The organism is Enterobacter cloacae complex sp. 394I7, assembly GCF_057320345.1.
The window spans coordinates 918,371-939,632 of record NZ_JBXWCR010000001.1 but is presented as its reverse complement, the minus strand read 5'-3'; the positions used below and the strand labels follow the sequence as shown (position 1 = coordinate 939,632).

20 protein-coding genes are annotated in these 21,262 nt (G+C 55.8%); 16 read left to right on the top strand and 4 right to left on the bottom strand.

What is annotated here, in order from left to right:
- Positions 1–26 precede the first annotated feature (26 nt).
- Positions 27–956: a DNA replication terminus site-binding protein gene (gene tus, locus AC2FAP_RS04595; protein ID WP_014169815.1), complete on the top strand. Its 930-nt coding sequence runs from the start codon at positions 27–29 to the stop codon at positions 954–956.
- On the opposite strand, the gene fumC is transcribed toward tus, so the two are convergent.
- Both fumC and fumA read right to left on the bottom strand, forming a co-directional pair.
- Positions 957–2,351: a class II fumarate hydratase gene (gene fumC / locus AC2FAP_RS04590; protein WP_449541595.1), complete on the bottom strand. Its 1,395-nt coding sequence runs from the start codon at positions 2,349–2,351 to the stop codon at positions 957–959.
- Positions 2,352–2,488: 137 nt separating this feature from the next.
- Positions 2,489–4,135, bottom strand: a complete 1,647-nt coding sequence (fumA, locus tag AC2FAP_RS04585; RefSeq protein WP_449541594.1) for a class I fumarate hydratase FumA — start codon at positions 4,133–4,135, stop codon at positions 2,489–2,491.
- Positions 4,136–4,332: 197 nt separating this feature from the next.
- On the opposite strand from fumA, the gene manA reads away from it, so the two are divergent.
- Entirely contained in the window at positions 4,333–5,508 is a 1,176-nt protein-coding gene (manA, locus tag AC2FAP_RS04580) for a mannose-6-phosphate isomerase (protein ID WP_020884317.1), read from the top strand.
- Positions 5,509–5,607: 99 nt separating this feature from the next.
- On the top strand, positions 5,608–7,185 hold the full coding sequence (locus AC2FAP_RS04575; RefSeq protein ID WP_485452843.1) for a YdgA family protein: 1,578 nt from the start codon (positions 5,608–5,610) through the stop codon (positions 7,183–7,185).
- Positions 7,186–7,254: 69 nt separating this feature from the next.
- On the opposite strand, the gene AC2FAP_RS04570 is transcribed toward AC2FAP_RS04575, so the two are convergent.
- Positions 7,255–8,283: a Mal regulon transcriptional regulator MalI gene (locus tag AC2FAP_RS04570; RefSeq protein ID WP_014169810.1), complete on the bottom strand. Its 1,029-nt coding sequence runs from the start codon at positions 8,281–8,283 to the stop codon at positions 7,255–7,257.
- Between the two features lie 177 nt (positions 8,284–8,460).
- Here AC2FAP_RS04570 and malX point away from each other — a divergent pair, with 177 nt between their 5' ends.
- The 3 genes from malX to add all read left to right on the top strand — a co-directional run bounded on the left by malX (position 8,461) and on the right by add (position 12,372).
- Entirely contained in the window at positions 8,461–10,053 is a 1,593-nt protein-coding gene (gene malX / locus AC2FAP_RS04565; protein ID WP_449541592.1) for a maltose/glucose-specific PTS transporter subunit IIBC, read from the top strand.
- 48 nt (positions 10,054–10,101) lie between these two features.
- Positions 10,102–11,274: a MalY/PatB family protein gene (locus AC2FAP_RS04560; RefSeq protein WP_423398975.1), complete on the top strand. Its 1,173-nt coding sequence runs from the start codon at positions 10,102–10,104 to the stop codon at positions 11,272–11,274.
- Between the two features lie 96 nt (positions 11,275–11,370).
- A complete protein-coding gene (add, locus tag AC2FAP_RS04555; protein WP_014169807.1) occupies positions 11,371–12,372 on the top strand; it encodes an adenosine deaminase in 1,002 nt (333 codons plus the stop codon).
- Positions 12,373–12,417: 45 nt separating this feature from the next.
- On the opposite strand, the gene AC2FAP_RS04550 is transcribed toward add, so the two are convergent.
- Positions 12,418–13,458 carry an oxidoreductase gene (locus tag AC2FAP_RS04550; protein ID WP_449541590.1) on the bottom strand — a complete coding sequence of 347 codons (1,041 nt, stop codon included), beginning with the start codon at positions 13,456–13,458 and terminating at the stop codon, positions 12,418–12,420.
- Between the two features lie 243 nt (positions 13,459–13,701).
- Here AC2FAP_RS04550 and blr point away from each other — a divergent pair, with 243 nt between their 5' ends.
- From blr to nth, 10 genes are all read left to right on the top strand, one after another.
- Entirely contained in the window at positions 13,702–13,827 is a 126-nt protein-coding gene (blr, locus tag AC2FAP_RS04545) for a division septum protein Blr (RefSeq protein WP_168112406.1), read from the top strand.
- Between the two features lie 232 nt (positions 13,828–14,059).
- Positions 14,060–14,275 carry a transcription modulator YdgT gene (ydgT, locus tag AC2FAP_RS04540; RefSeq protein WP_006174966.1) on the top strand — a complete coding sequence of 72 codons (216 nt, stop codon included), beginning with the start codon at positions 14,060–14,062 and terminating at the stop codon, positions 14,273–14,275.
- An 86-nt stretch (positions 14,276–14,361) separates the two neighbouring features.
- On the top strand, positions 14,362–14,802 hold the full coding sequence (locus AC2FAP_RS04535; protein WP_223398042.1) for a DUF2569 domain-containing protein: 441 nt from the start codon (positions 14,362–14,364) through the stop codon (positions 14,800–14,802).
- A gap of 76 nt (positions 14,803–14,878) precedes the next feature.
- Positions 14,879–15,460 (top strand): electron transport complex subunit RsxA, encoded by a 582-nt coding sequence (rsxA, locus tag AC2FAP_RS04530; protein WP_014169803.1) that lies wholly within the window; start codon positions 14,879–14,881, stop codon positions 15,458–15,460.
- The gene (gene rsxB / locus AC2FAP_RS04525) at positions 15,460–16,038 is read left to right on the top strand and encodes an electron transport complex subunit RsxB (RefSeq protein WP_020884322.1); all 579 of its coding nucleotides are present in this window, start codon (positions 15,460–15,462) and stop codon (positions 16,036–16,038) included. Before rsxA ends, rsxB begins: the two co-directional genes overlap by 1 nt.
- Positions 16,031–18,253, top strand: a complete 2,223-nt coding sequence (gene rsxC, locus AC2FAP_RS04520) for an electron transport complex subunit RsxC (RefSeq protein WP_449541589.1) — start codon at positions 16,031–16,033, stop codon at positions 18,251–18,253. Before rsxB ends, rsxC begins: the two co-directional genes overlap by 8 nt.
- The gene (gene rsxD, locus AC2FAP_RS04515) at positions 18,254–19,306 is read left to right on the top strand and encodes an electron transport complex subunit RsxD (RefSeq protein ID WP_014169800.1); all 1,053 of its coding nucleotides are present in this window, start codon (positions 18,254–18,256) and stop codon (positions 19,304–19,306) included.
- Positions 19,307–19,316: 10 nt separating this feature from the next.
- The gene (rsxG, locus tag AC2FAP_RS04510; protein ID WP_020884325.1) at positions 19,317–19,937 is read left to right on the top strand and encodes an electron transport complex subunit RsxG; all 621 of its coding nucleotides are present in this window, start codon (positions 19,317–19,319) and stop codon (positions 19,935–19,937) included.
- Between the two features lie 2 nt (positions 19,938–19,939).
- A complete protein-coding gene (locus AC2FAP_RS04505; protein ID WP_020884326.1) occupies positions 19,940–20,626 on the top strand; it encodes an electron transport complex subunit E in 687 nt (228 codons plus the stop codon).
- Positions 20,623–21,258: an endonuclease III gene (gene nth, locus AC2FAP_RS04500; protein WP_014169797.1), complete on the top strand. Its 636-nt coding sequence runs from the start codon at positions 20,623–20,625 to the stop codon at positions 21,256–21,258. The genes AC2FAP_RS04505 and nth overlap by 4 nt, the downstream gene beginning before the upstream one ends.
- The last annotated feature ends 4 nt before the right edge of the window (positions 21,259–21,262 follow it).

The following is a 21,262-nucleotide window of genomic DNA, read 5'->3' as shown; positions in this document are numbered from 1 at the left end:
TATGTTGTAACTAATGAAGAGTTATCATGGCGACGTACGATCTCATCGAAAGGCTGAACAGCACGTTCCGCGACATTGAACACGAGTTACTGACCCTGACCGAACGTTTGCAGACCTGCCGTCTGTTAGCCGCGCGCGTCTTTACCCTGCCGGATGTGGTGAAAGGCGCTGAACACGACCCGCTGGAAACCATAGAGGTACAGCAGCATATCGGCAAAGCGGCGCTGGAACTGACGCTGCGGCACTACCGTCGCTTGTTTATCCAGCAGCAGTCAGAAAACCGCAGCAGTAAGGCGGCCGTTCGTCTGCCGGGCGTAATCTGCCTGCAAACTGATGCAACAACGCGAGAAGCGCTGGAAAACCAGATTGCGCATATCAACACGCTTAAGGCGACGTTTGAAAAGATCATCACTGAAGAGTCAGGTCTGGCCCCTGCCGCACGCTTTGAATGGGTGCACCGACAGCTACCGGGATTAATCACCCTGAATGCCTACCGTACGCTGACGGTACTGCGTCATCCCGCTACGCTTCGCTTCGGCTGGGCCAACAAGCACATCATTAAAAACTTCACCCGGGATGACATTCTGGCGCAGCTGGAAAAGAGTCTGAAGGCACCGCGGACTGTCGCACCGTGGTCACGCGAGCAGTGGATTGAACGGCTTGAGCAGGAGTACCACAGCATCGCCTCACTGCCGGCGGATACCCGGCTTAAGATTAAGCGTCCGGTGAAGGTGCAGCCTATCGCACGCGTCTGGTATTCCGGCCAGCAAAAGCAGGTACAGTATGCCTGCCCGACGCCGCTGATCGCTCTTTATGATGCCGATCAGGGGGCCATTGTGCCGGATATTGGCGAACTGCTGAATTACGATGCTGAAAATGTCCAGCATCGTTACAGACCTCAGGCGCAACCGCTGCAGCTGATTATTCCGCGGCTGCACCTGTATGTGGCGCAGTGATTATTTCAGGCTGCCGACCATCGATTCCGGGCGTACCCATGCATCAAACTCAGCCTCCGTCAGGTAACCCAATGCCAGAGCGGAGGCTTTCAGCGTCAGCCCCTCTTTATGCGCTTTTTTCGCAATCTCGGCGGCTTTGTCGTAGCCGATATGGGTATTCAGCGCGGTCACCAGCATCAACGACTCATTGAGCAACTGACTGATGCGCTCGCGGTTTGGCTCAATGCCTGACGCACAGTGCTCGTTGAAACTCTCCATACCGTCCGCCAGCAGGCGTATGGACTGAAGCACGTTGTGAATCACCATCGGGCGATAGACGTTCAGCTCAAAGTTACCGGATGCGCCGCCCATGTTAACGGCAACGTCGTTACCCATTACCTGGCAGCAGAGCATGGTCATGGCTTCACACTGGGTCGGGTTTACTTTGCCCGGCATGATAGAGCTACCCGGCTCGTTTTCCGGAATGCTAATTTCACCGATACCACAACGGGGACCCGAGGCCAGCCAGCGCACATCATTGGCGATTTTCATCAACGACGCTGCCAGCCCCTTGAGGGCACCGTGGGTATGAACCAGCGCATCACAGGTGGCCAGCGCTTCAAACTTATTCGGCGCCGTGATAAACGGCTGCCCGGTGATGGCCGCCAGCTCGTCGGCAACGCGCACCGCATATTCCGGATGGGTATTTAACCCCGTACCGACCGCCGTTCCGCCCAGCGCCAGCTCTGCAAGATGCGGCAGGCTGTACTCGATGTGCTTGAGGTTATGTTCTAGCATTGCCACCCAGCCGGAAATCTCCTGGCCGAGCGTCAGCGGCGTGGCATCCTGCAGGTGAGTACGCCCTATTTTGACGATATCGCTGAAAGCCTGCGCCTTCTCGCCAAGGGTGGTTTTAAGCACGTTGAGCTGCGGGATCAGCTGTTCACGAAGCGCAATCACCGCCGCCACGTGCATCGCCGTCGGGAAGACGTCGTTCGAACTTTGGCTTTTGTTTACGTCATCGTTCGGGTGAACCTTACGCTCCGTACCGCGCACGCCGCCCAGCAGTTCGCTTGCCCGGTTCGCCAGCACTTCGTTCATATTCATGTTGCTCTGGGTGCCAGAACCGGTCTGCCAGATGGCGAGGGGGAATTCATCGGGATGCTTGCCGGCCAGCACTTCATCGGCAGCAGTGATAATCGCGGTGGCCTTATCTGCCGCCAGCAGGCCTAAATCCTGATTCACTTTGGCGGCCGCACGTTTAGTGAGCGCCAGCGCCTGAATCAGCGAGACGGGCATTTTCTCGGTCGAAATACGGAAATGTTCCAGCGAACGCTGGGTTTGCGCGCCCCATAGCTTGTCAGCCGGGACATCGATCGCGCCCATAGAGTCTTTCTCACGGCGTACCGTAGTCATTACTTTCTCCTTGATAACACTGTCGGGATTGCTCACATGCTTCAGAGATAAGTATTGATTGCTTTACAGAAAAGATATGGCGCTTTGTGCGCTCTTTGATGTGCCGGGTGACGTGAACGCCACCCGGCTATAGTAGATTACTTCACACACGCCGAACATTGAGAGGACTGGATCTGCCTGAAGAAGTCGTTACCTTTGTCATCCACAAGGATAAACGCCGGGAAATCTTCCACTTCAATTTTCCAGATAGCTTCCATACCCAATTCCGGGTATTCAATGCACTCCAGGCTCTTGATGCTGCCCTGCGCGAGTACGGCAGCCGGACCGCCGATGCTGCCCAGGTAGAAGCCACCGTGTTTATGGCAGGCATCTGTCACCTGCTGGCTACGGTTTCCTTTTGCCAGCATGATCATGCTGCCGCCGTTGGCCTGCAGCTGGTCAACATACGAGTCCATACGGCCTGCGGTGGTCGGGCCTAACGAGCCAGAGGCGTAGCCTTCTGGCGTTTTGGCCGGGCCTGCGTAGTAAATCGGGTGATCTTTGATGTACTGCGGCAGCCCTTCACCATTGTCCAGACGCTCTTTCAGTTTCGCGTGAGCGATGTCACGACCAACGATGATGGTTCCGTTAAGAGAGAGACGGGTCGACACCGGATACTGAGACAGCTGCGCCAGAATCTCTTTCATCGGACGGTTCAGGTCAACGTGAACGGCTTCACCTTCGCCCGCTTTGCGCAACGCTTCAGGAATGTACTTCCCTGGGTTGTTCTCCAGTTTTTCGATCCAGACGCCTTCGCGGTTGATCTTCGCCTTGATGTTACGATCCGCAGAACAGGAGACCCCCATCCCGACCGGGCAGGAGGCGCCGTGGCGCGGCAGACGGATCACACGCACATCATGGGCAAAATATTTGCCGCCGAACTGCGCGCCCAGGCCGAGGTTACGCGCTTCTTCCAGCAGTTCCTGTTCAAGCTGAACATCGCGGAACGCCTGGCCGTGCTCGTTCCCTTCGGTAGGCAGGCCGTCATAATATTTGGTCGACGCCAGCTTCACCGTTTTCAGGGTGCTCTCTGCTGACGTACCGCCAATCACAAAGGCAATATGGTACGGCGGGCAGGCAGCGGTGCCGAGCGTGCGCATTTTCTCAACCAGATAATTCTTCAGCTTGCCCGGTGTGAGCAGCGCTTTGGTTTCCTGGTAGAGATAGGTTTTGTTCGCTGAACCGCCACCTTTGGCGATGCAGAGGAATTTGTATTCATCACCGTCCACGCTATACAGGTCAATCTGCGCAGGCAGGTTTGTGCCCGTGTTGACCTCTTTGTACATATCCAGCGCCGCGTTTTGCGAGTAGCGCAGGTTGTCTTCGGTGTAGGTATTGTACACGCCGTGCGCCAGCGCCGCTTCGTCGCCGCCGCCGGTCCAGACGCGCTGGCCTTTTTTACCCACAATGATGGCCGTGCCGGTGTCCTGGCAGGTAGGTAAAATACCTTTCGCCGCGATATCCGAGTTACGCAGGAACTGCAGGGCGACGTATTTGTCGTTTTCGCTGGCCTGCGGGTCGCTCAGGATATCGGCAACCTGCTGCTGGTGCGCAGGGCGGAGCATAAACGAGGCATCGTGGAAAGACTGCTGCGCCAGTAACGTCAGCGCCTGCGGATCGACCTTGAGGATCTCCTGCCCTTCGAATTCAGAGACGGAGACGTGATCGCGGGTTAACAGGTAATATTCGGTTTGATCCTTACTGAGGGGGAAAGGATCCTGGTAATGAAAGGGTTTGTTCGACATTGTTCTCTCACTTACTGCTTCAGTCTGATTATTTGGGCAGATGTTCCGCTGCCCGCTTAAAAGCGAGTCAGCTTATCCTACACAATTTTTTAACAAAAACTGAGACTAGTACGACTTTTTACATCCACAGGTTACTTCCATGTGGTTTATTGCTTTAATACCCGGAGTTAATTCCACCATTGAATCAGGGCTTGATAATGCAAAAACTCATTAACTCAGTGCAAAACTACGCCTGGGGAAGTAAAACTGCGTTAACGGATCTCTACGGTATCGCGAACCCAAACAACCTGCCAATGGCAGAACTGTGGATGGGTGCGCACCCGAAGAGCAGCTCAAAAATTGAAGACGCAAGCGGCCAGGTTCGCTCTCTGCGCGACGTGATTGATGCCGACAAAGCCACCCTGCTGGGTGACAAGGTTGCCAGCCGTTTTGGTGAGCTGCCGTTCCTGTTTAAAGTGCTGTGCGCCGACCAGCCGCTCTCCATCCAGGTTCACCCGAATAAAAAAGCCTCTGAGATGGGCTTTGCGAAAGAGAACGCGGCCGGTATTCCGTTAGATGCCGCCGAGCGTAACTACAAAGATCCTAACCACAAGCCGGAGCTGGTCTTTGCGCTGACCCCCTTCCTGGCGATGAATGCATTTCGCGAGTTCTCAGAAATTATCTCTCTGCTGCAGCCGGTGGCGGGTGCTAACAACGCGATCGCTCACTTCCTGGAAAACCCGAATGCAGAAGGCCTGAGCCAGCTTTTCGCCAGCCTGCTGAACATGCAGGGAGAAGAGAAATCTCACGCCCTGGCGGTGCTGAAAGCGGCGCTGGACAGCCAGCACGGTGAGCCGTGGGATACTATCCGCCTGATTTCTGAATTCTACCCGGACGACAGCGGCCTTTTCTCCCCTCTGCTGCTGAACGTGGTGAAGCTGAACCCGGGCGAGGCGATGTTCCTGTTTGCTGAAACCCCGCACGCCTACCTGCAGGGCGTGGCGCTGGAGGTGATGGCCAACTCAGACAACGTACTGCGTGCAGGCCTGACGCCGAAATACATTGATATCCCTGAGCTGGTTGCCAACGTGAAGTTTGAGGCGAAGCCTGCGGATCACCTGCTGACTCAGCCTGTTAAACAGGGTGCGGAGCTGGACTTCCCGATCCCGGTGGATGATTTTGCCTTCTCACTGCATGACCTGAGCCCGGCAGAAACCGCCATCGCGCAGGAGAGCGCAGCAATCCTGTTCTGCGTTGAGGGTGAAGCAACGCTGCATAAAGGTGGCGAGCGTCTGGTGCTCAAGCCAGGCGAATCGGCATTTGTAGCGGCAAACGAGTCGCCGGTGAGCGTGAGCGGTACCGGTCGTCTGGCGCGTGTTTTTAATAAGCTATAAGCACTTACTGAATTTTTTAACAACTCTTGCTAAGCTAGTTGAAGACTTTACATCACCGGGCGGTTTCTACCGCCTGGTTTCATTTTAGGGATAGTCGCAATGAAAAAATCGGTCGTAGCGGTAGGAGTGATTGTAGCGTTAGGCGTGGTCTGGACAGGTGCCTCCTGGTTTACCGGGAAACAGCTGGAAAGCCGTCTGGCTGAGATGGTGGCACAGGCTAACGGAGAGCTTAAGCGTGGTGCGCCGGAAGCAGGCGTGGAGCTTGCCTACCAGAATTATCAGCGTGGTATCTTTACCAGCCATATGCAGGTGGTTGTCAAGCCTGTTGCCGGTAATGAAAATGGCTGGCTGAAACCGGGCCAAAGCGTGGTGCTGGATGAAGTGGTCAGCCACGGTCCGTTCCCGCTGGCACAGTTAACGTCTTTTAACCTGATCCCGTCGATGGCGTCCGTTCATACTGTACTGGTGAATAACGACTTAACCAAACCTCTGTTTGATCTGGCAAAGAATGAGTCACCTTTCGAGGTTAACACCCGCATCAGCTACGCCGGTGACACACGTTCCAGTATCGATCTGAAAGCACTGAACTACGAGAAAGATAACGAGAAAGTGACCTTTAGCGGGGGGAATTTCAAGGTTGATGCTGACCGCGATGGAAATGTCTTCTCCCTGACCGGTGAAGCAGAGAGCGGCCTGATCAATGCCGTCAATGAATACGGTCAAAAGGTTCAGCTGACGTTCAATAACCTGAAAGCCGACGGCGACAGCAAGATGACCGATTTTAAAGAGCGTATCGGTAATCAGAAACTCTCTTTTGACAAGATTGCTATCGCGGTTGAAGGGAAAGAGATGGCCGTGCTGGAAGGCATGGAGGTGGACGGCAAATCCGACGTGTCTAAAGACGGTAAGAGCATCAATACCCAACTGGATTACGCCCTGAAGAGCCTGAAAGTGCAGAACCAGGATCTCGGGACCGGTAAACTGTCGCTGAAGATTGGCAATATCGACGGTCAGGCATGGCATGAATTTAGCCAGAAATACAGCAAAGAGAGCCAGGCACTGCTGAGCAATGCCGCGCTGCAGCAGAATCCGGAAGTTTACCAGCAGCAGGCCATGGCGGTGCTGATGAACAACCTGCCCATCCTGCTGAAAGGCGAGCCGGTTATCACCGTGGCCCCGCTGAGCTGGAAAAACAGCAAAGGCGAAACCAACTTTAATCTGTCCCTGTTCCTGAAAGACCCGGCAACCGCAACGGGTGAACCTCAGACGCTGGCGCAGGAAGTGGATCGCAGCGTGAAGTCACTCGACAGCAAGCTGGCCATCCCTGTGGATATGGCGACCGAGTTTATGACCCAGATTGCGAAGCTTGAAGGGTATGGCGATGAAGATGCCGGCAAGCTAGCGAGCCAGCAGGTGAAAGGCCTGGCGGCAATGGGCCAGATGTTCCGCATCACGAAGATGGAAGACAACACCATTTCCACCAGCCTGCAGTACGCCAACGGTCAGGTCACGCTGAACGGCGATAAAATGCCGCTGGAAGATTTTGTCGGGATGTTTGGTATGCCTGCCCTGGGGATGCCGGAACCGGCTGAACCTGCAGCGCCGGCCGTGCCTGAAGCACCCGCTGCACCCGCTGCACCCGCTGCACCCGCTGCACCCGCTGCACCACAGCAGTAATCATCAAAACCCCTCTCTGAGGGGTTTTTTATTACCGGTTGCAGGTACTCAGCCTGGTGCCACGAAATACTATTTCACCGTCACTAACCGTGCCGACACAATCTGGTGCCCGGCCTGCACGTCTGCTTTCTCGATGCGCTGCATAATCCTGTCCGCCAGCGTGTAACCCATCTCCCGGGCTGGTGTGGTGGCCCAGACAATGGGCAGATCGTCCAGCGCGTTTTCACCGACGTCGGCAAATGCCCCTAACGCCACCTGGTGGCCGAAGAAGGTTTCAACCCCACCCTCTCCGCTCTGACGCCCGGCGCGGATCAGGCCAAACCAGGCTCCCATCGCAATCACCTCGTTATAGCAAATCACGGCGCTTATCGTCGGGCTACTCCGTAATAACGCGTTTATCGCTTCCGCGGCTTTCTTCTGGCTGGATTCGCATTCCACCACCCATTCGCTGTGGAACGGAAGGCCGTATTTAATCAGCGTCGCGCAGTAACCGCCTACCCGCTCGGCTCGCGTCAGGGACGAGCTTTTTCCGCCAAGCCAGGCAATGCGCTGATGCCCACGATGAATGAGATGCTCCGTCAACATTTGTGCGGCCTGCATGTTGTCCGGTCGCAGGGTATCGGCTTCGTCCAGATAACTGGCGCGCGAGGCAAACACCAGCGGCACGCCTTTTTCGGCGGCGCGCTCGCACAAGTCATTACTCACACCCGACGCGCCGGCGACGATCACCCCGTCGACGCCCTGCGTAAGCAGCATATCCAGACGGGAAAGGAGCTGATCGGCCTCGCGACCGCCGTGAAGCAAAAAGACCATCCGTCCCTGCGCTTCAAGCGCTTCGGTCAGGCCAGCGGTCAGTTCGGCATAAAAGGGAGAGGTCAGGTCACGCACAATCAAACCGATCACACCGCTTTGGCCGCCGCGCAGCGCTGATGCCTGACGATTACGTACAAAGCCCAGTTGCTCAACCGCCTCGTTAACCCGTTGCCCGGTCGCGGGAGAAATGCGTCCTTTCCCGCTGAGCACCAGTGAAACGGTGCTGACGGAAACCCCCGCCGCCAGCGCGACATCGTTGATGGTGATTTTTTTCGCTACAGCCATGTGTCGGCGTGACTCCCTGAAATGAGATCGGTAAAACGTTTTATCAAAATGTAATCTTTATACTACCAGTCAAAGCCTGAGAATGTGATTCAGAGCGCACTAAACTTTGATAAAACGTTTTATCTTCTCGCAGCATTGAAGCAGATAAACTGATTTTAACAATAAAGGAGTCGTTTTATGACGGCGAAAGCAGCACAAAAAATATCGCTGTGGGAATTTTTCCAGCAACTGGGTAAAACCTTTATGCTGCCCGTGGCACTCCTCTCGTTCTGCGGGATCATGCTCGGGATCGGCAGTTCGTTGAGCAGTAAGGACGTCATCACGCTGATCCCGTTCCTCGGGACACCTGTGCTGCAGGCGATCTTTATCTGGATGAGTAAAGTCGGCTCCTTCGCCTTTAGCTTCCTGCCGGTGATGTTCTGTATTGCTATCCCGCTGGGTCTGGCACGCGAGAACAAAGGCGTGGCCGCCTTTGCCGGGTTTGTCGGTTATGCGGTAATGAACCTTGCGGTGAACTTCTGGCTGACGGCTAAAGGCATTCTGCCCACCACCGATGCCGCCGTGCTTAAAGCGAACAACATTCAGAGCGTTATCGGGATTCAGTCCATTGATACCGGGATCCTCGGCGCGGTGATCGCCGGGGTGATTATCTGGATGCTGCATGAGCGCTTCCACAATATCCGCCTGCCTGATGCGCTGGCGTTCTTCGGGGGCACCCGCTTTGTACCCATTGTAACCCTTGTGGTCATGGGTCTGTTTGGCCTTATTATTCCGCTGATCTGGCCAGTCTTTGCGCTGGGGATTAACGGGATTGGTCGCATCATCAACGGTGCGGGCGATTTTGGTCCGATGATCTTCGGAACCGGCGAACGTCTGCTGCTGCCGTTTGGTCTGCAACATATTCTGGTGGCGCTGATCCGCTTTACCGAAGCGGGCGGCACAATGGAGGTGTGCGGACACGATGTGAGCGGTGCGCTGACCATCTTCCAGGCACAGCTGAGCTGCCCGACCACGCACGGCTTCTCTGAAAGTGCGACCCGCTTCCTGTCACAGGGTAAAATGCCGGCCTTCCTCGGCGGCTTGCCGGGTGCGGCGCTGGCCATGTATCACTGTGCTCGTCCGGAAAACCGCCATAAAATTAAAGGGCTGCTGATTTCCGGGGTCATCGCCTGTGTCGTGGGCGGTACAACGGAGCCAATCGAATTCCTGTTCCTGTTTGTCGCGCCAGTGCTGTATCTCATCCACGCGGTACTGACCGGTCTGGGCTTCACTGTGATGGCGGTGCTGGGCGTCACCATCGGGAATACCGACGGCAACGTCATCGACTTTGTAGTGTTCGGGATCCTGCACGGGTTGTCGACCAAGTGGTACCTGGTACCGGTGGTCGCCGCTATCTGGTTCGCGGTGTACTACGGCATTTTCCGCTTCGCCATCACCCGCTTTAACCTCAAAACGCCTGGACGGGATACCGATACCACCAGCAGCGTTGAGCAGGCTGTTGCAGGTACCGTGGGTAAGTCCGGCTATAACACCCCTGCTATTCTGGCGGCGCTGGGCGGTGCGGATAACATTACCTCTCTGGATAACTGCATCACCCGACTGCGCCTGTCGGTGGCGGATATGTCGAAAGTGGACACGAATGCCCTGAAAGCCAACCGGGCGATCGGCGTGGTACAGTTAAATCAACATAATTTGCAGGTGGTTATCGGCCCGCAGGTCCAGTCAGTGAAAGATGAGCTGGCAACCCTGATGCGTACAGTGGAAGCCTGATGCCTCACCTCCTCGCGCTGAGGGGGTTTTTCTTTAAGGACTTGAGTCATGTTCGATTTTTCAACCGTCGTGGATCGACACGGCACCTGGTGCACGCAGTGGGACTATGTCGCCGACCGCTTCGGCGCGGCCGATCTGCTGCCCTTCACCATCTCTGATATGGATTTCGCGACCGCGCCCTGCATCACCGAAGCGCTGCACCAGCGTATTCATCACGGGGTGTTTGGCTACAGCCGCTGGAAAAATGAAGAGTTTCTCGCCGCTGTGGCGCACTGGTTCCGGCAGCGCTTTAACAGCCACATTGATACCGACTCGCTCGTGTACGGGCCTTCCGTTATTTATATGGTGTCCGAACTGATTCGCCTCTGGTCAACTCCCGGCGACGGCGTGGTGGTCCATACCCCCGCTTACGATGCGTTTTATAAGGCCATCGAGGGGAATGCCCGCCAGGTGGTCGGCGTGGCGATGGAAAAACATGCCACGGGCTGGCAGGGAAATAGGGCCGCACTTGAGGCGGCACTGGCAAAACCGGAAAACAAAATTTTGCTGCTGTGCAGCCCGCAAAACCCCACGGGTAAAGTCTGGACCCGTGAAGAGCTGAGTCACATGGCAGAACTGTGCGCCCGTTATGACGTGGCGGTGATCAGCGATGAAATTCATATGGACATGGTGTGGGGAGGCCGTCGCCATACGCCGTGGAATGAAGTGGCACGCGGCAAATGGGCACTTCTGAGCTCTGGTTCAAAAAGTTTTAACATACCGGCGCTCACCGGTGCCTGGGGGCTGATTGGCGATGAAGAGAGTCGTAACGGTTACCTCAGCGCATTAAAAGGTCGTGACGGGCTCTCTTCCCCTTCCGTACTGGCGCTGACGGCCCACATTGCTGCCTATCAGCAGGGAGAGCCATGGCTGGATGCATTGCGGGCGTATCTGGAGGAAAATCTGTTGTACATTGCACGCGAATTACACCGCGCGTTTCCGACGCTTAACTGGCAGCCACCCGAAGCCACGTATCTGGCCTGGATCGATTTACGCTCACTCAGCCTTGACGATAAAATGCTACAAAAAGTCCTGATTGAGCAGCAAAAGGTCGCCATCATGCCGGGATACACCTACGGCGAAGAGGGAAACGGTTTTGTCCGTCTGAACGCGGGATGCCCGCGTAGCAAGCTTGAGCAAGGGGTTCAACGGCTGATCGATGGCATAACGACGCTCCTGTAATCAGATTGCGCAACGGAATATTCCCTTGCGCAAATAGCTTTTTACCTCGTTTTGTTTTTATAATATGACGCACTTTAACCAGAAAAGAGTGCGACCATGATTGATACACGCCTGCCACTAACTGATATTCACCGCCATCTTGACGGTAACATTCGTGCCCAAACCATCCTCGATCTTGGCCGCCAGTACAATCTCACGCTTCCTGCACAAACGATTGAGACCCTAATCCCCCACGTTCAGGTCACCTCAAATGAACCGGATCTGGTCAGTTTCCTGAGCAAACTCGACTGGGGCGTGAAGATGCTGGCCTCGCTGGATGCCTGCCGCCGTGTTGCTTTCGAAAATATTGAAGATGCTGCCCGTAATGGCCTGCACTATGTTGAACTGCGCTTTTCGCCAGGCTATATGGCGATGACCCACAACCTGCCCGTTGCAGGCGTGGTTGAAGCGGTAATTGACGGCGTGCGCGAAGGGTGTAAAACCTTCGACGTTCAGGCTCGCCTGATTGGCATTATGAGCCGCACCTTCGGTGAAGCGGCCTGTCTGCAGGAGTTGGAAGGGTTACTGGCGCATCGTGATGCGATCGCTGCCGTTGACCTGGCGGGTGATGAACTCGGCTTCCCGGGCAGTCTGTTCCTTTCTCATTTCAACCGCGCGCGTGACGCCGGCTGGCACATTACCGTGCATGCCGGTGAAGCGGCAGGCCCTGAAAGCATCTGGCAGGCCATCCGTGAGCTGGGTGCAGAGCGTATCGGTCATGGTGTCAAAGCCGTTGAAGATCGCGCCCTGATGGATTTCCTTGCCGAGCAGCGTATTGGTATTGAATCGTGTCTGACGTCCAATATTCAGACCAGCACAGTGGCATCACTGGCGCATCATCCGCTGAAAACCTTCCTGGAGCACGGTGTTCTGGCCTCACTGAACACGGACGATCCGGCAGTACAGGGCGTGGATATTATTCATGAGTACACCGTCGCCGCACCGCAGGCTGGCCTGAGTCAGGATCAGATCCGCCAGGCGCAGATTAACGGCCTGGACATCGCCTTCCTGACGCCAGCAGAGAAACAGGCGCTGCGGGATAAGGTCGCCCGCGGCTAAGCCCGTTGCCGGGTGGGGTCGTCCCCTTACCCGGCTTTGCCAGAATCACGCCAGACAGAGCGTTGCGCGGTGTTTGGCTGATTCAATCCCCAGTTCAATCAATTCCATAATCTGAATCGCCTGGCTGGCCGGAACCGGGTTATCCCCCGTCCCGTTTAGCGCATCACGGACAGCGGCATAATACGCCGGATAGTTACCCGGGATCGTCAGTAACGTTTCTTCAACCCTTTCCTCGCCTTCCACCCGCGTCACAACCCCGTCCCGCATGTCATAGCCCCAGTCTTCCTGCGGCAAACGCTCGCCGTTTTTCAGGCGTTCTTCCTGAGGATCGAGACCAAACTTCACAAAGCTCCCGCGGGTACCGTGGAGGATATAACGCGCTGATTCGGCGGCTGCCACCATTGTCCCGTGCAGTACAATACGCCGCTGCGGGTAACTCAAGACGGCATGAAAGTAATCGGTGGTTTGCGCTCCGGGTCTGAGCTGGGCCAGATCGACCGTCATACTGACCGGCAGGCCAAACAAATTTACGGCCTGATCGAGAAGATGCGGCGCTAAATCGTACCAGATGCCGCTGCCCGGCCCGGCTTGCTCACGCCAGCGGTTTCGGACCTGAGGGCGGAACCGGTCAAAGTGCGATTCAAAAAAGAGGATTTCGCCCAGCGTACCTTCATTAAGGAGCGCTTTTACCGTCAGGAAATCACTGTCCCAGCGGCGGTTATGAAATACCGAAAGCACTCTGCCAAAACTTTTTGCCAGCGCATCCAGTTCGCGTGCCTGTGACAACGTCACCGTGAAGGGTTTATCGACAATAACGTGCTTACCGGCTTCCAGTGCGGCTTTTGCCAGCGGAAAATGCGTGTCATTGGGGGTGGGAATGACGATCAGATCAATATTAGGGTCGTTAAAAAGATGCTTAGGTTCAGAAACAACCGGCACGGAGGGCCAGTCGGCATGCACTTTCGTGGCATCGCTACTGGAAACTGCCGCAAGCGCCATGCCCGGCGTCCCGGCAATCAGAGGCGCATGAAAAGTCTTGCTCGCGTACCCGTAACCAATAAGCCCGACGCGGATGCTATCACTCATAATGTTGCCCTCTTTTATGACTATCTTATTTCACACTGGCTACTCTGACGTTCTTACAGATTAATCATGTGCCATATGACGTAAAATAGCAGGCTATGCCGGTTGTTTTTGTTACATAGATTTAACGTTCTGATTTTGTTTAGGGGAACCGTTCCCAAAGCACTTGCGGCGGGGGAAACGGCGCTGTAACATTTGCAACCTGTATTTATGGATAAATTACACGTACCAGTCATGACGTCAATTATTAATCGAATCATTGAATTAGCGGGATGGATTGTCCTTGGGGTATCGGTCATTTTGCTTGGCGTTGCCAGCCATATCGATAACTACCAGCCGCCGGAGCCTGTCACCGTCGCCCAACCTAAGTAACCGGTTACCGCAATAAAGAGTGACATAATATGTCAGTTACTTATTGCCAGCCCTGGTGAACACGGTTAACCTTCTCTTACAGGCATCGTCTGATGCCTGTACTTTCAGCAAAGAAAACTCCTAATTTAGTCGCGTTATCTGAGTGGGCTGTTTACGTCTTTATTAATCCGTTTATTATTCGGACGAATTACCTTAACTGGTATTACTCACTTTTATATGGAAACTTATTAATATGACAGTTCAGGACTATTTATTAAAATTTCGCAAGATCAATTCGCTTGAGAGCCTGGAAAAACTGTTTGACCATCTGAACTACACGCTGTCGGATAATCAGGAAATCATCAATATGTATCGCGCCGCTGACCACCGCCGTGCGGAGCTGGTCTCCGGTGGCCGTTTGTTCAACGTCGGTGAAGTGCCTAAGTCTGTATGGCGCTACGTTTTATAAGAAAGTAGCCATCCGCGCGAAATGTTATATACTCTCCGCCCTGCAAACTGGCTGTACAACATTTCGCGCAGATTATGGGAGAGTTCATGACCGCAACGCCTGGAGAACGAATTGGAGGCTGGTTAATCGCCCCACTGGCATGGCTGCTGGTTGCCTTATTAAGCGCATCACTTGCGCTGCTGCTTTATACCACCGCACTGATTACACCTCATGCAATCCAGACCCTGATGTCGCAAAGTGTGCTTAATATTACGATGTGGTTTGTGTCGTTCGTTTTTGCGATCGGGATGTGGTACTACACGCTATGGCTGACCATTGCCTTCTTTAAGCGTCGTAAGGGTGTCCCTAAACACTACATTATCTGGCTGCTGATTTCGGTCCTGCTGGCGGTGAAAGCCTTTGCTTTTTCGCCAGTTTCTGATGCCCTGGCCGTTCGCCAGCTGCTTTTCCCGTTACTGGCCGCGGCGCTGCTGGTGCCCTATTTCAAGCGTTCGGCGCGGGTGAAGAACACCTTTGTGAACCCGTAATAACCTTACAGATAACCTGTTGTCGCCTGCGGTGGTTTGTCCGATAATAGGCGGCTTTTTTATTTCAGGCTAAATAATGACCGATTACTTACTGCTCTTTGTCGGCACTGTGCTGGTTAACAACTTCGTCCTGGTGAAGTTCCTTGGCCTGTGTCCATTTATGGGAGTTTCCAAAAAGCTGGAAACTGCGATGGGCATGGGGCTGGCCACCACCTTCGTGATGACGATGGCGTCTATCTGCGCGTGGTTGATTGATAACTGGATCCTCATCCCGCTGGATTTAATCTATCTGCGTACGCTGTCCTTTATTCTGGTCATCGCGGTGGTAGTGCAATTCACAGAAATGGTGGTGCGTAAAACCAGCCCGGCTCTCTATCGCCTGCTGGGTATCTTCCTGCCGCTGATTACCACCAACTGTGCAGTACTTGGCGTGGCGCTGCTGAACATCAACCTTGGGCATAACTTCATGCAATCGGCGCTGTACGGTTTTTCTGCCGCCGTCGGTTTCTCTCTGGTGATGGTGCTGTTCGCCTCGATTCGCGAGCGCCTGGCAGCAGCGGATATCCCTGCGCCATTCCGCGGTAACGCGATCGCCCTGGTGACAGCAGGTTTAATGTCTCTGGCCTTTATGGGCTTTAGTGGTCTGGTGAAGTTGTAATGAGTACTGTCTGGATAGCCATCGCCTCTATCAGCGTGCTGGGGTTGGTGTTTGGCCTTATTCTGGGTTACGCCTCCCGCCGTTTCGCGGTAGAGGACGATCCTGTTGTAGAAAAAATCGATGAGCTTCTGCCGCAAAGCCAGTGCGGGCAGTGTGGCTATCCTGGCTGCCGCCCCTATGCCGAAGCGGTAGGCGTGCAGGGTGAAAAAATTAACCGCTGCGCACCCGGCGGTGAAGCGGTAATGCTGAAAATAGCCGCCCTGCTTAACGTTGACCCGCAACCTGTTGACGGCGATGAAGATGTGCAGGAGCCGGTTCGCGCCCTCGCCGTGATTGACGAAGCGAACTGCATCGGCTGCACAAAATGCATTCAGGCATGCCCTGTCGACGCCATCGTTGGCGCAACCCGTGCCATGCACACCGTCGTGGCGGATCTGTGCACCGGCTGTAACCTCTGCGTGGCACCCTGCCCGACGCAATGTATAACGTTGCGCCCGGTTGAACCGACTACCGAAAGCTGGAAGTGGGATCTTCAAACCATTCCGGTTCGCATCATTCCTGTGGAACAACATGCTTAAGTTATTTTCTGCTTTCAGAAAAGAGAAGATTTGGGACTTTGACGGTGGTATCCATCCACCTGAAATGAAAACCCAGTCCAACGGCACGCCGCTGCGCCAAATTCCGCTGGCGTCCCGTTACGTCATGCCGCTGAAACAGCATATCGGTGCTGAGGGTGAACTGTGCGTGAAAGAAGGCGATACCGTCCTTCGCGGCCAGCCGTTAACGTTCGGTCGCGGACGTATGCTGCCGGTCCACGCTCCGACCTCCGGTACAGTGGTGGCGATCGCCCCCCATACCGTTGCACACCCCTCTGCGCTCTCCGAACTGAGCGTCATTATTGAAGCCGACGGAGAAGACCGCTGGATAGACCGTGACGGCTGGAGCGACTACCGCAACCGGAGCCGCGAAGCGCTTATCGAGCGTATTCATCAATTCGGCGTTGCCGGCCTGGGCGGCGCAGGGTTCCCTACCGGCGTCAAACTGCACGGCGGCGGCGATAAAATTCAGACCCTGATCATCAATGCAGCAGAATGTGAACCCTACATCACCGCTGACGATCGTCTGATGCAAGACTGCGCCGCGCAGGTCGTGGAAGGGATCCGCATTCTTGCCCATATTCTGCAGCCGCGCGAAGTGCTGATTGGCATTGAAGATAACAAGCCACAGGCTATTTCGATGCTGCGTGCCGTCCTCAACGGCAGCCACGATATCGGCCTGCGCGTTATCCCAACCAAGTACCCCTCTGGCGGTGCCAAACAGCTGACGCAAATTCTGACCGGCAAGCAGGTTCCGCATGGCGGACGCTCTTCGGACATCGGGGTGCTGATGCAAAACGTCGGGACAGCCTACGCCGTGAAACGTGCGGTGGTGGACGGTGAACCGCTGACCGAGCGCGTGGTTACGCTGACCGGTGAATCTGTCGCACGTCCGGGCAACGTCTGGGCGCGTCTGGGTACGCCGGTTCGTCATCTGCTGGAACAGGCTGATTTTTGCCCGGGCAGCGACCAGATGGTGATCATGGGTGGCCCGCTGATGGGCTTTACCCTGCCGTGGCTCGATGTCCCGGTAGTAAAAATCACAAACTGCCTGCTTGCCCCCTCCCCGACCGAAATGGGTGAAGAGCAGGAGGAGAAAGGCTGTATCCGCTGCAGCGCCTGTGCCGATGCCTGTCCGGCGGATTTACTTCCGCAACAATTGTACTGGTACAGCAAAGGTCAGCTGCACGATAAAGCGCAGGCCCATAACCTGGCCGACTGCATCGAATGCGGTGCCTGCGCCTGGGTCTGCCCAAGTAACATTCCTCTGGTGCAGTACTTCCGCCAGGAGAAGGCCGAGATTTATGCCATCTCCATGGAAGAGAAACGCGCAGCCGAAGCGAAAGCGCGTTTTGAAGCGCGTCAGGCTCGTCTGGAACGTGAAAAACTGGCCCGTCAGGCGCGTCACAAACAGGCAGCAGTTCAGCCCGGCGAAAAAGACCAGGATGCGATTAATGCCGCACTGGCACGCGTGCGGGAGAAAAAAGCGACGGCAGCCCAGACCGTGGTGATCCCGGCCGGTGAAAAACCGGATAACAGCGAAGCGATTGCCGCCCGCGAAGCGCGTAAAGCGGCTGCGCGCGCCCGTCAGGCAGAAAAAGCACAGTCAGCCTCCTCTGACGCTGAGATCGATCCGCGTAAAGCCGCCGTTGAAGCCGCCATTGCCCGCGCCAAAGCCCGTAAGGCCGGCGAGCAAAACGTGGTAGTTGAACAAGAAGCGGAGGCCGTAGATCCCCGTAAAGCGGCTGTTGAAGCGGCGATCGCGCGCGCCAAAGCGCGCAAAGTCGGCGAGCAAAACGTGGTGGTTGAGCAAGAAGTGGAGGCCGTAGATCCCCGTAAAGCGGCTGTTGAAGCGGCGATCGCGCGCGCTAAAGCGCGCAAAGCAGCGGCGCAGACTGAAACCGCTACGCCTGAAGCCCCCGTCGACCCGCGTAAAGCGGCTGTCGAAGCCGCCATTGCCCGTGCCAAAGCGCGTAAAGCGGCGGCGCAGCCTGAAGCCGCTGCACCTGAAGCACCTGTCGACCCGCGTAAAGCGGCTGTCGAAGCCGCTATTGCCCGCGCCAAGGCCCGCAAAGCAGCGCAGCAGGAAGAACAGCAACCGGCCGCAAACGACGACCCACGCAAAGCCGCAATCGCCGCCGCCATTGCGCGCGTTCAGGCGAAGAAAGCCGCACAGCAAGCAGTTAACGAGGATTAAATGGTTTTCAGAATCGCAAGTTCCCCTTACACCCATAATCAGCGCCAGACATCACGCATCATGATGCTGGTGTGCCTGGCGGCGCTGCCGGGCATTGCCGTACAGTGCTGGTTTTTCGGCTGGGGAACGCTGTTCCAGATAGTGCTGGGCTGTGCCAGCGCCTTAGGGGCAGAAGCCCTGGTGCTTAAACTGCGTAAGCTGGCGGTTTCCCGCATCCTTGCCGATAACTCAGCACTGCTGACTGGCCTGTTGCTGGCAATCAGTATTCCGCCGTTTGCCCCGTGGTGGATGGTGGTGCTCGGTACGGTGTTTGCAGTCATTATTGCCAAACAGCTTTATGGTGGGCTGGGCCATAACCCGTTCAACCCGGCGATGATTGGCTACGTCGTACTGCTCATCTCCTTCCCGGTTCAGATGACCAGCTGGTTGCCGCCGCATGACATTGCCGCGACGGTACCCGGCTTTATGGATGCCCTGCACGTTATCTTTACCGGCCATACCGCGCTCGGTGCGGATATGAACGCGCTGCGTATGGGCGTGGATGGCATCAGCCAGGCCACACCACTCGATACGTTTAAAACCTCCCTGCATGCCGGGCACTCCGTCGATCAGATTATGAAATCTGCCATCTTCAGCGGCATGCTGGCGGGCGCGGGCTGGCAGTGGGTGAACCTTGCTTATTTGCTGGGCGGGCTGTTCCTGCTGCAGCAGAAAGCGATCCGCTGGCATATTCCGGTCAGCTTCCTCGTGACGCTGGCGGTCTGCGCCACACTGGGATGGGTGTTCTCGCCAGAATCGCTCGCCAGCCCACAGATGCATCTGCTCTCGGGGGCAACCATGCTGGGTGCGTTCTTTATCCTGACCGATCCGGTAACGGCATCTACCACGAACCGTGGCCGCCTGATCTTCGGTGCACTGGCCGGCTTGCTGGTGTGGCTCATCCGCAGCTTTGGCGGTTACCCGGACGGTGTGGCATTCGCGGTTCTGCTTGCAAACATCACCGTTCCGCTCATCGACTACTACACGCGTCCGCGCGTGTACGGCCACCGTTAAGGGTTTCGCGATGCTGAAAACAATGCAAAAACACGGCGTCACGCTGGCCATTTTCGCCGCGGTCCTCACCGGACTGACGGCCCTGGTGAACAACCTGACCAAATCGACCATCGACGAACAGGCGGTGAAGCAGCAAAAAGCCCTGTTCGATCAGGTGATCCCCCCTGATTTCTACGATAATGACCTGCAGAAAAGTTGCTTCGTGGTCCAGGCACCTCAGTTAGGCAAAGGCCCGCACCGCGTCTTTATTGCCCGTAAGGGGGATAACGCGGTAGGCGCGGTAATGGAAGCGACGGCGCCCGATGGCTACTCCGGGGCGATTCAACTGCTGGTCGGCAGCGATTTCTCCGGTACCGTGTTGGGTACGCGCGTGACGGAACATCATGAGACGCCAGGCCTGGGGGATAAAATTGAAACCCGTCTGAGCGACTGGATTTTGCATTTTGCCGGAAAAGTGATCCACGGCGAAGCGGATCCTGCATTTGCTGTGAAAAAGGATGGCGGCGAGTTTGACCAGTTCACGGGGGCAACCATTACCCCACGGGCCGTGGTCAATGCCGTAAAACGAGCCGGGCTGTATGCGGAAACGCTGCCCGCGCAGATGAACAATCTTCCGGCCTGTGAGGAGTAATCATGAGCCAGGTTAAAGAGGTTATCGTCCAGGGATTGTGGAAAAACAACTCCGCGCTGGTACAGCTGCTGGGGATGTGTCCGCTGCTGGCAGTGACATCCACCGCCACCAACGCACTGGGTCTGGGGCTGGCAACCACGCTGGTTCTCACCCTGACCAACCTGTCCATCTCTGCCCTGCGCCGCTGGACGCCATCGGAAATCCGTATTCCGATTTACGTCATGATCATCGCGTCGGTGGTGAGTATCGTCCAGATGTTGATAAACGCTTATGCGTTCGGTCTGTATCAGTCGCTCGGGATCTTTATTCCCCTCATCGTAACCAACTGTATTGTGGTCGGACGCGCGGAAGCTTTTGCCGTAAAAAACAGCCCGGCGATGTCGGCTCTGGATGGTTTCTCTATTGGTATGGGGGCAACCGGTGCCATGTTCGTGCTCGGCTCAATGCGTGAGATCCTGGGTAACGGAACGCTGTTTGATGGCGCAGATGCGCTGCTCGGCGGCTGGGCTAAAGCGCTGCGCATCGAAGTCTTCCACACCGATACGCCGTTCCTGCTGGCCATGCTGCCGCCAGGCGCGTTTATTGGCCTCGGCATGATGCTGGCGATAAAATACCTGATTGATGAAAAACGTAAGCGTCGCGCGGCTGAGCGCAGCGTACAGGAAGGGATACCCGAGAAGGCCTCATGAATAAAGAAAAGCGCATTGCGATCCTGACCCGTCTGCGGGATGAGAACCCACATCCGACGACGGAGCTGAATTTTAACTCCCCGTTCGAGCTGTTGATCGCCGTGCTGCTCTCTGCGCAGGCTACCGACGTGAGCGTTAATAAGGCGACCGCCCTGCTTTATCCGGTCGCCAACACGCCAAAGGCGATGCTGGAACTGGGCGTGGACGGGGTGAAGTCCTATATCAAAACCATCGGTCTGTTTAACAGCAAGGCTGAGAACGTGATCAAAACCTGCCGGATCCTGCTGGAACAGCACGGGGGTGAAGTGCCGGAAGATCGCGCCGCGCTGGAAGCATTACCCGGCGTGGGACGCAAGACTGCGAATGTGGTACTTAACACCGCGTTTGGCTGGCCGACTATCGCCGTTGATACCCATATTTTCCGCGTCTCTAACCGCACGAACTTCGCACCGGGCAAGAATGTCGAGCAGGTTGAAGAGAAACTGCTAAAAGTGGTTCCCGCCGAATTTAAGGTGGATTGCCATCACTGGCTCATTCTCCATGGCCGTTATACCTGTATTGCCCGTAAGCCTCGCTGTGGCTCCTGTATCATCGAAGATCTCTGCGAGTACAAAGAGAAAGTGTATCCCTGATATC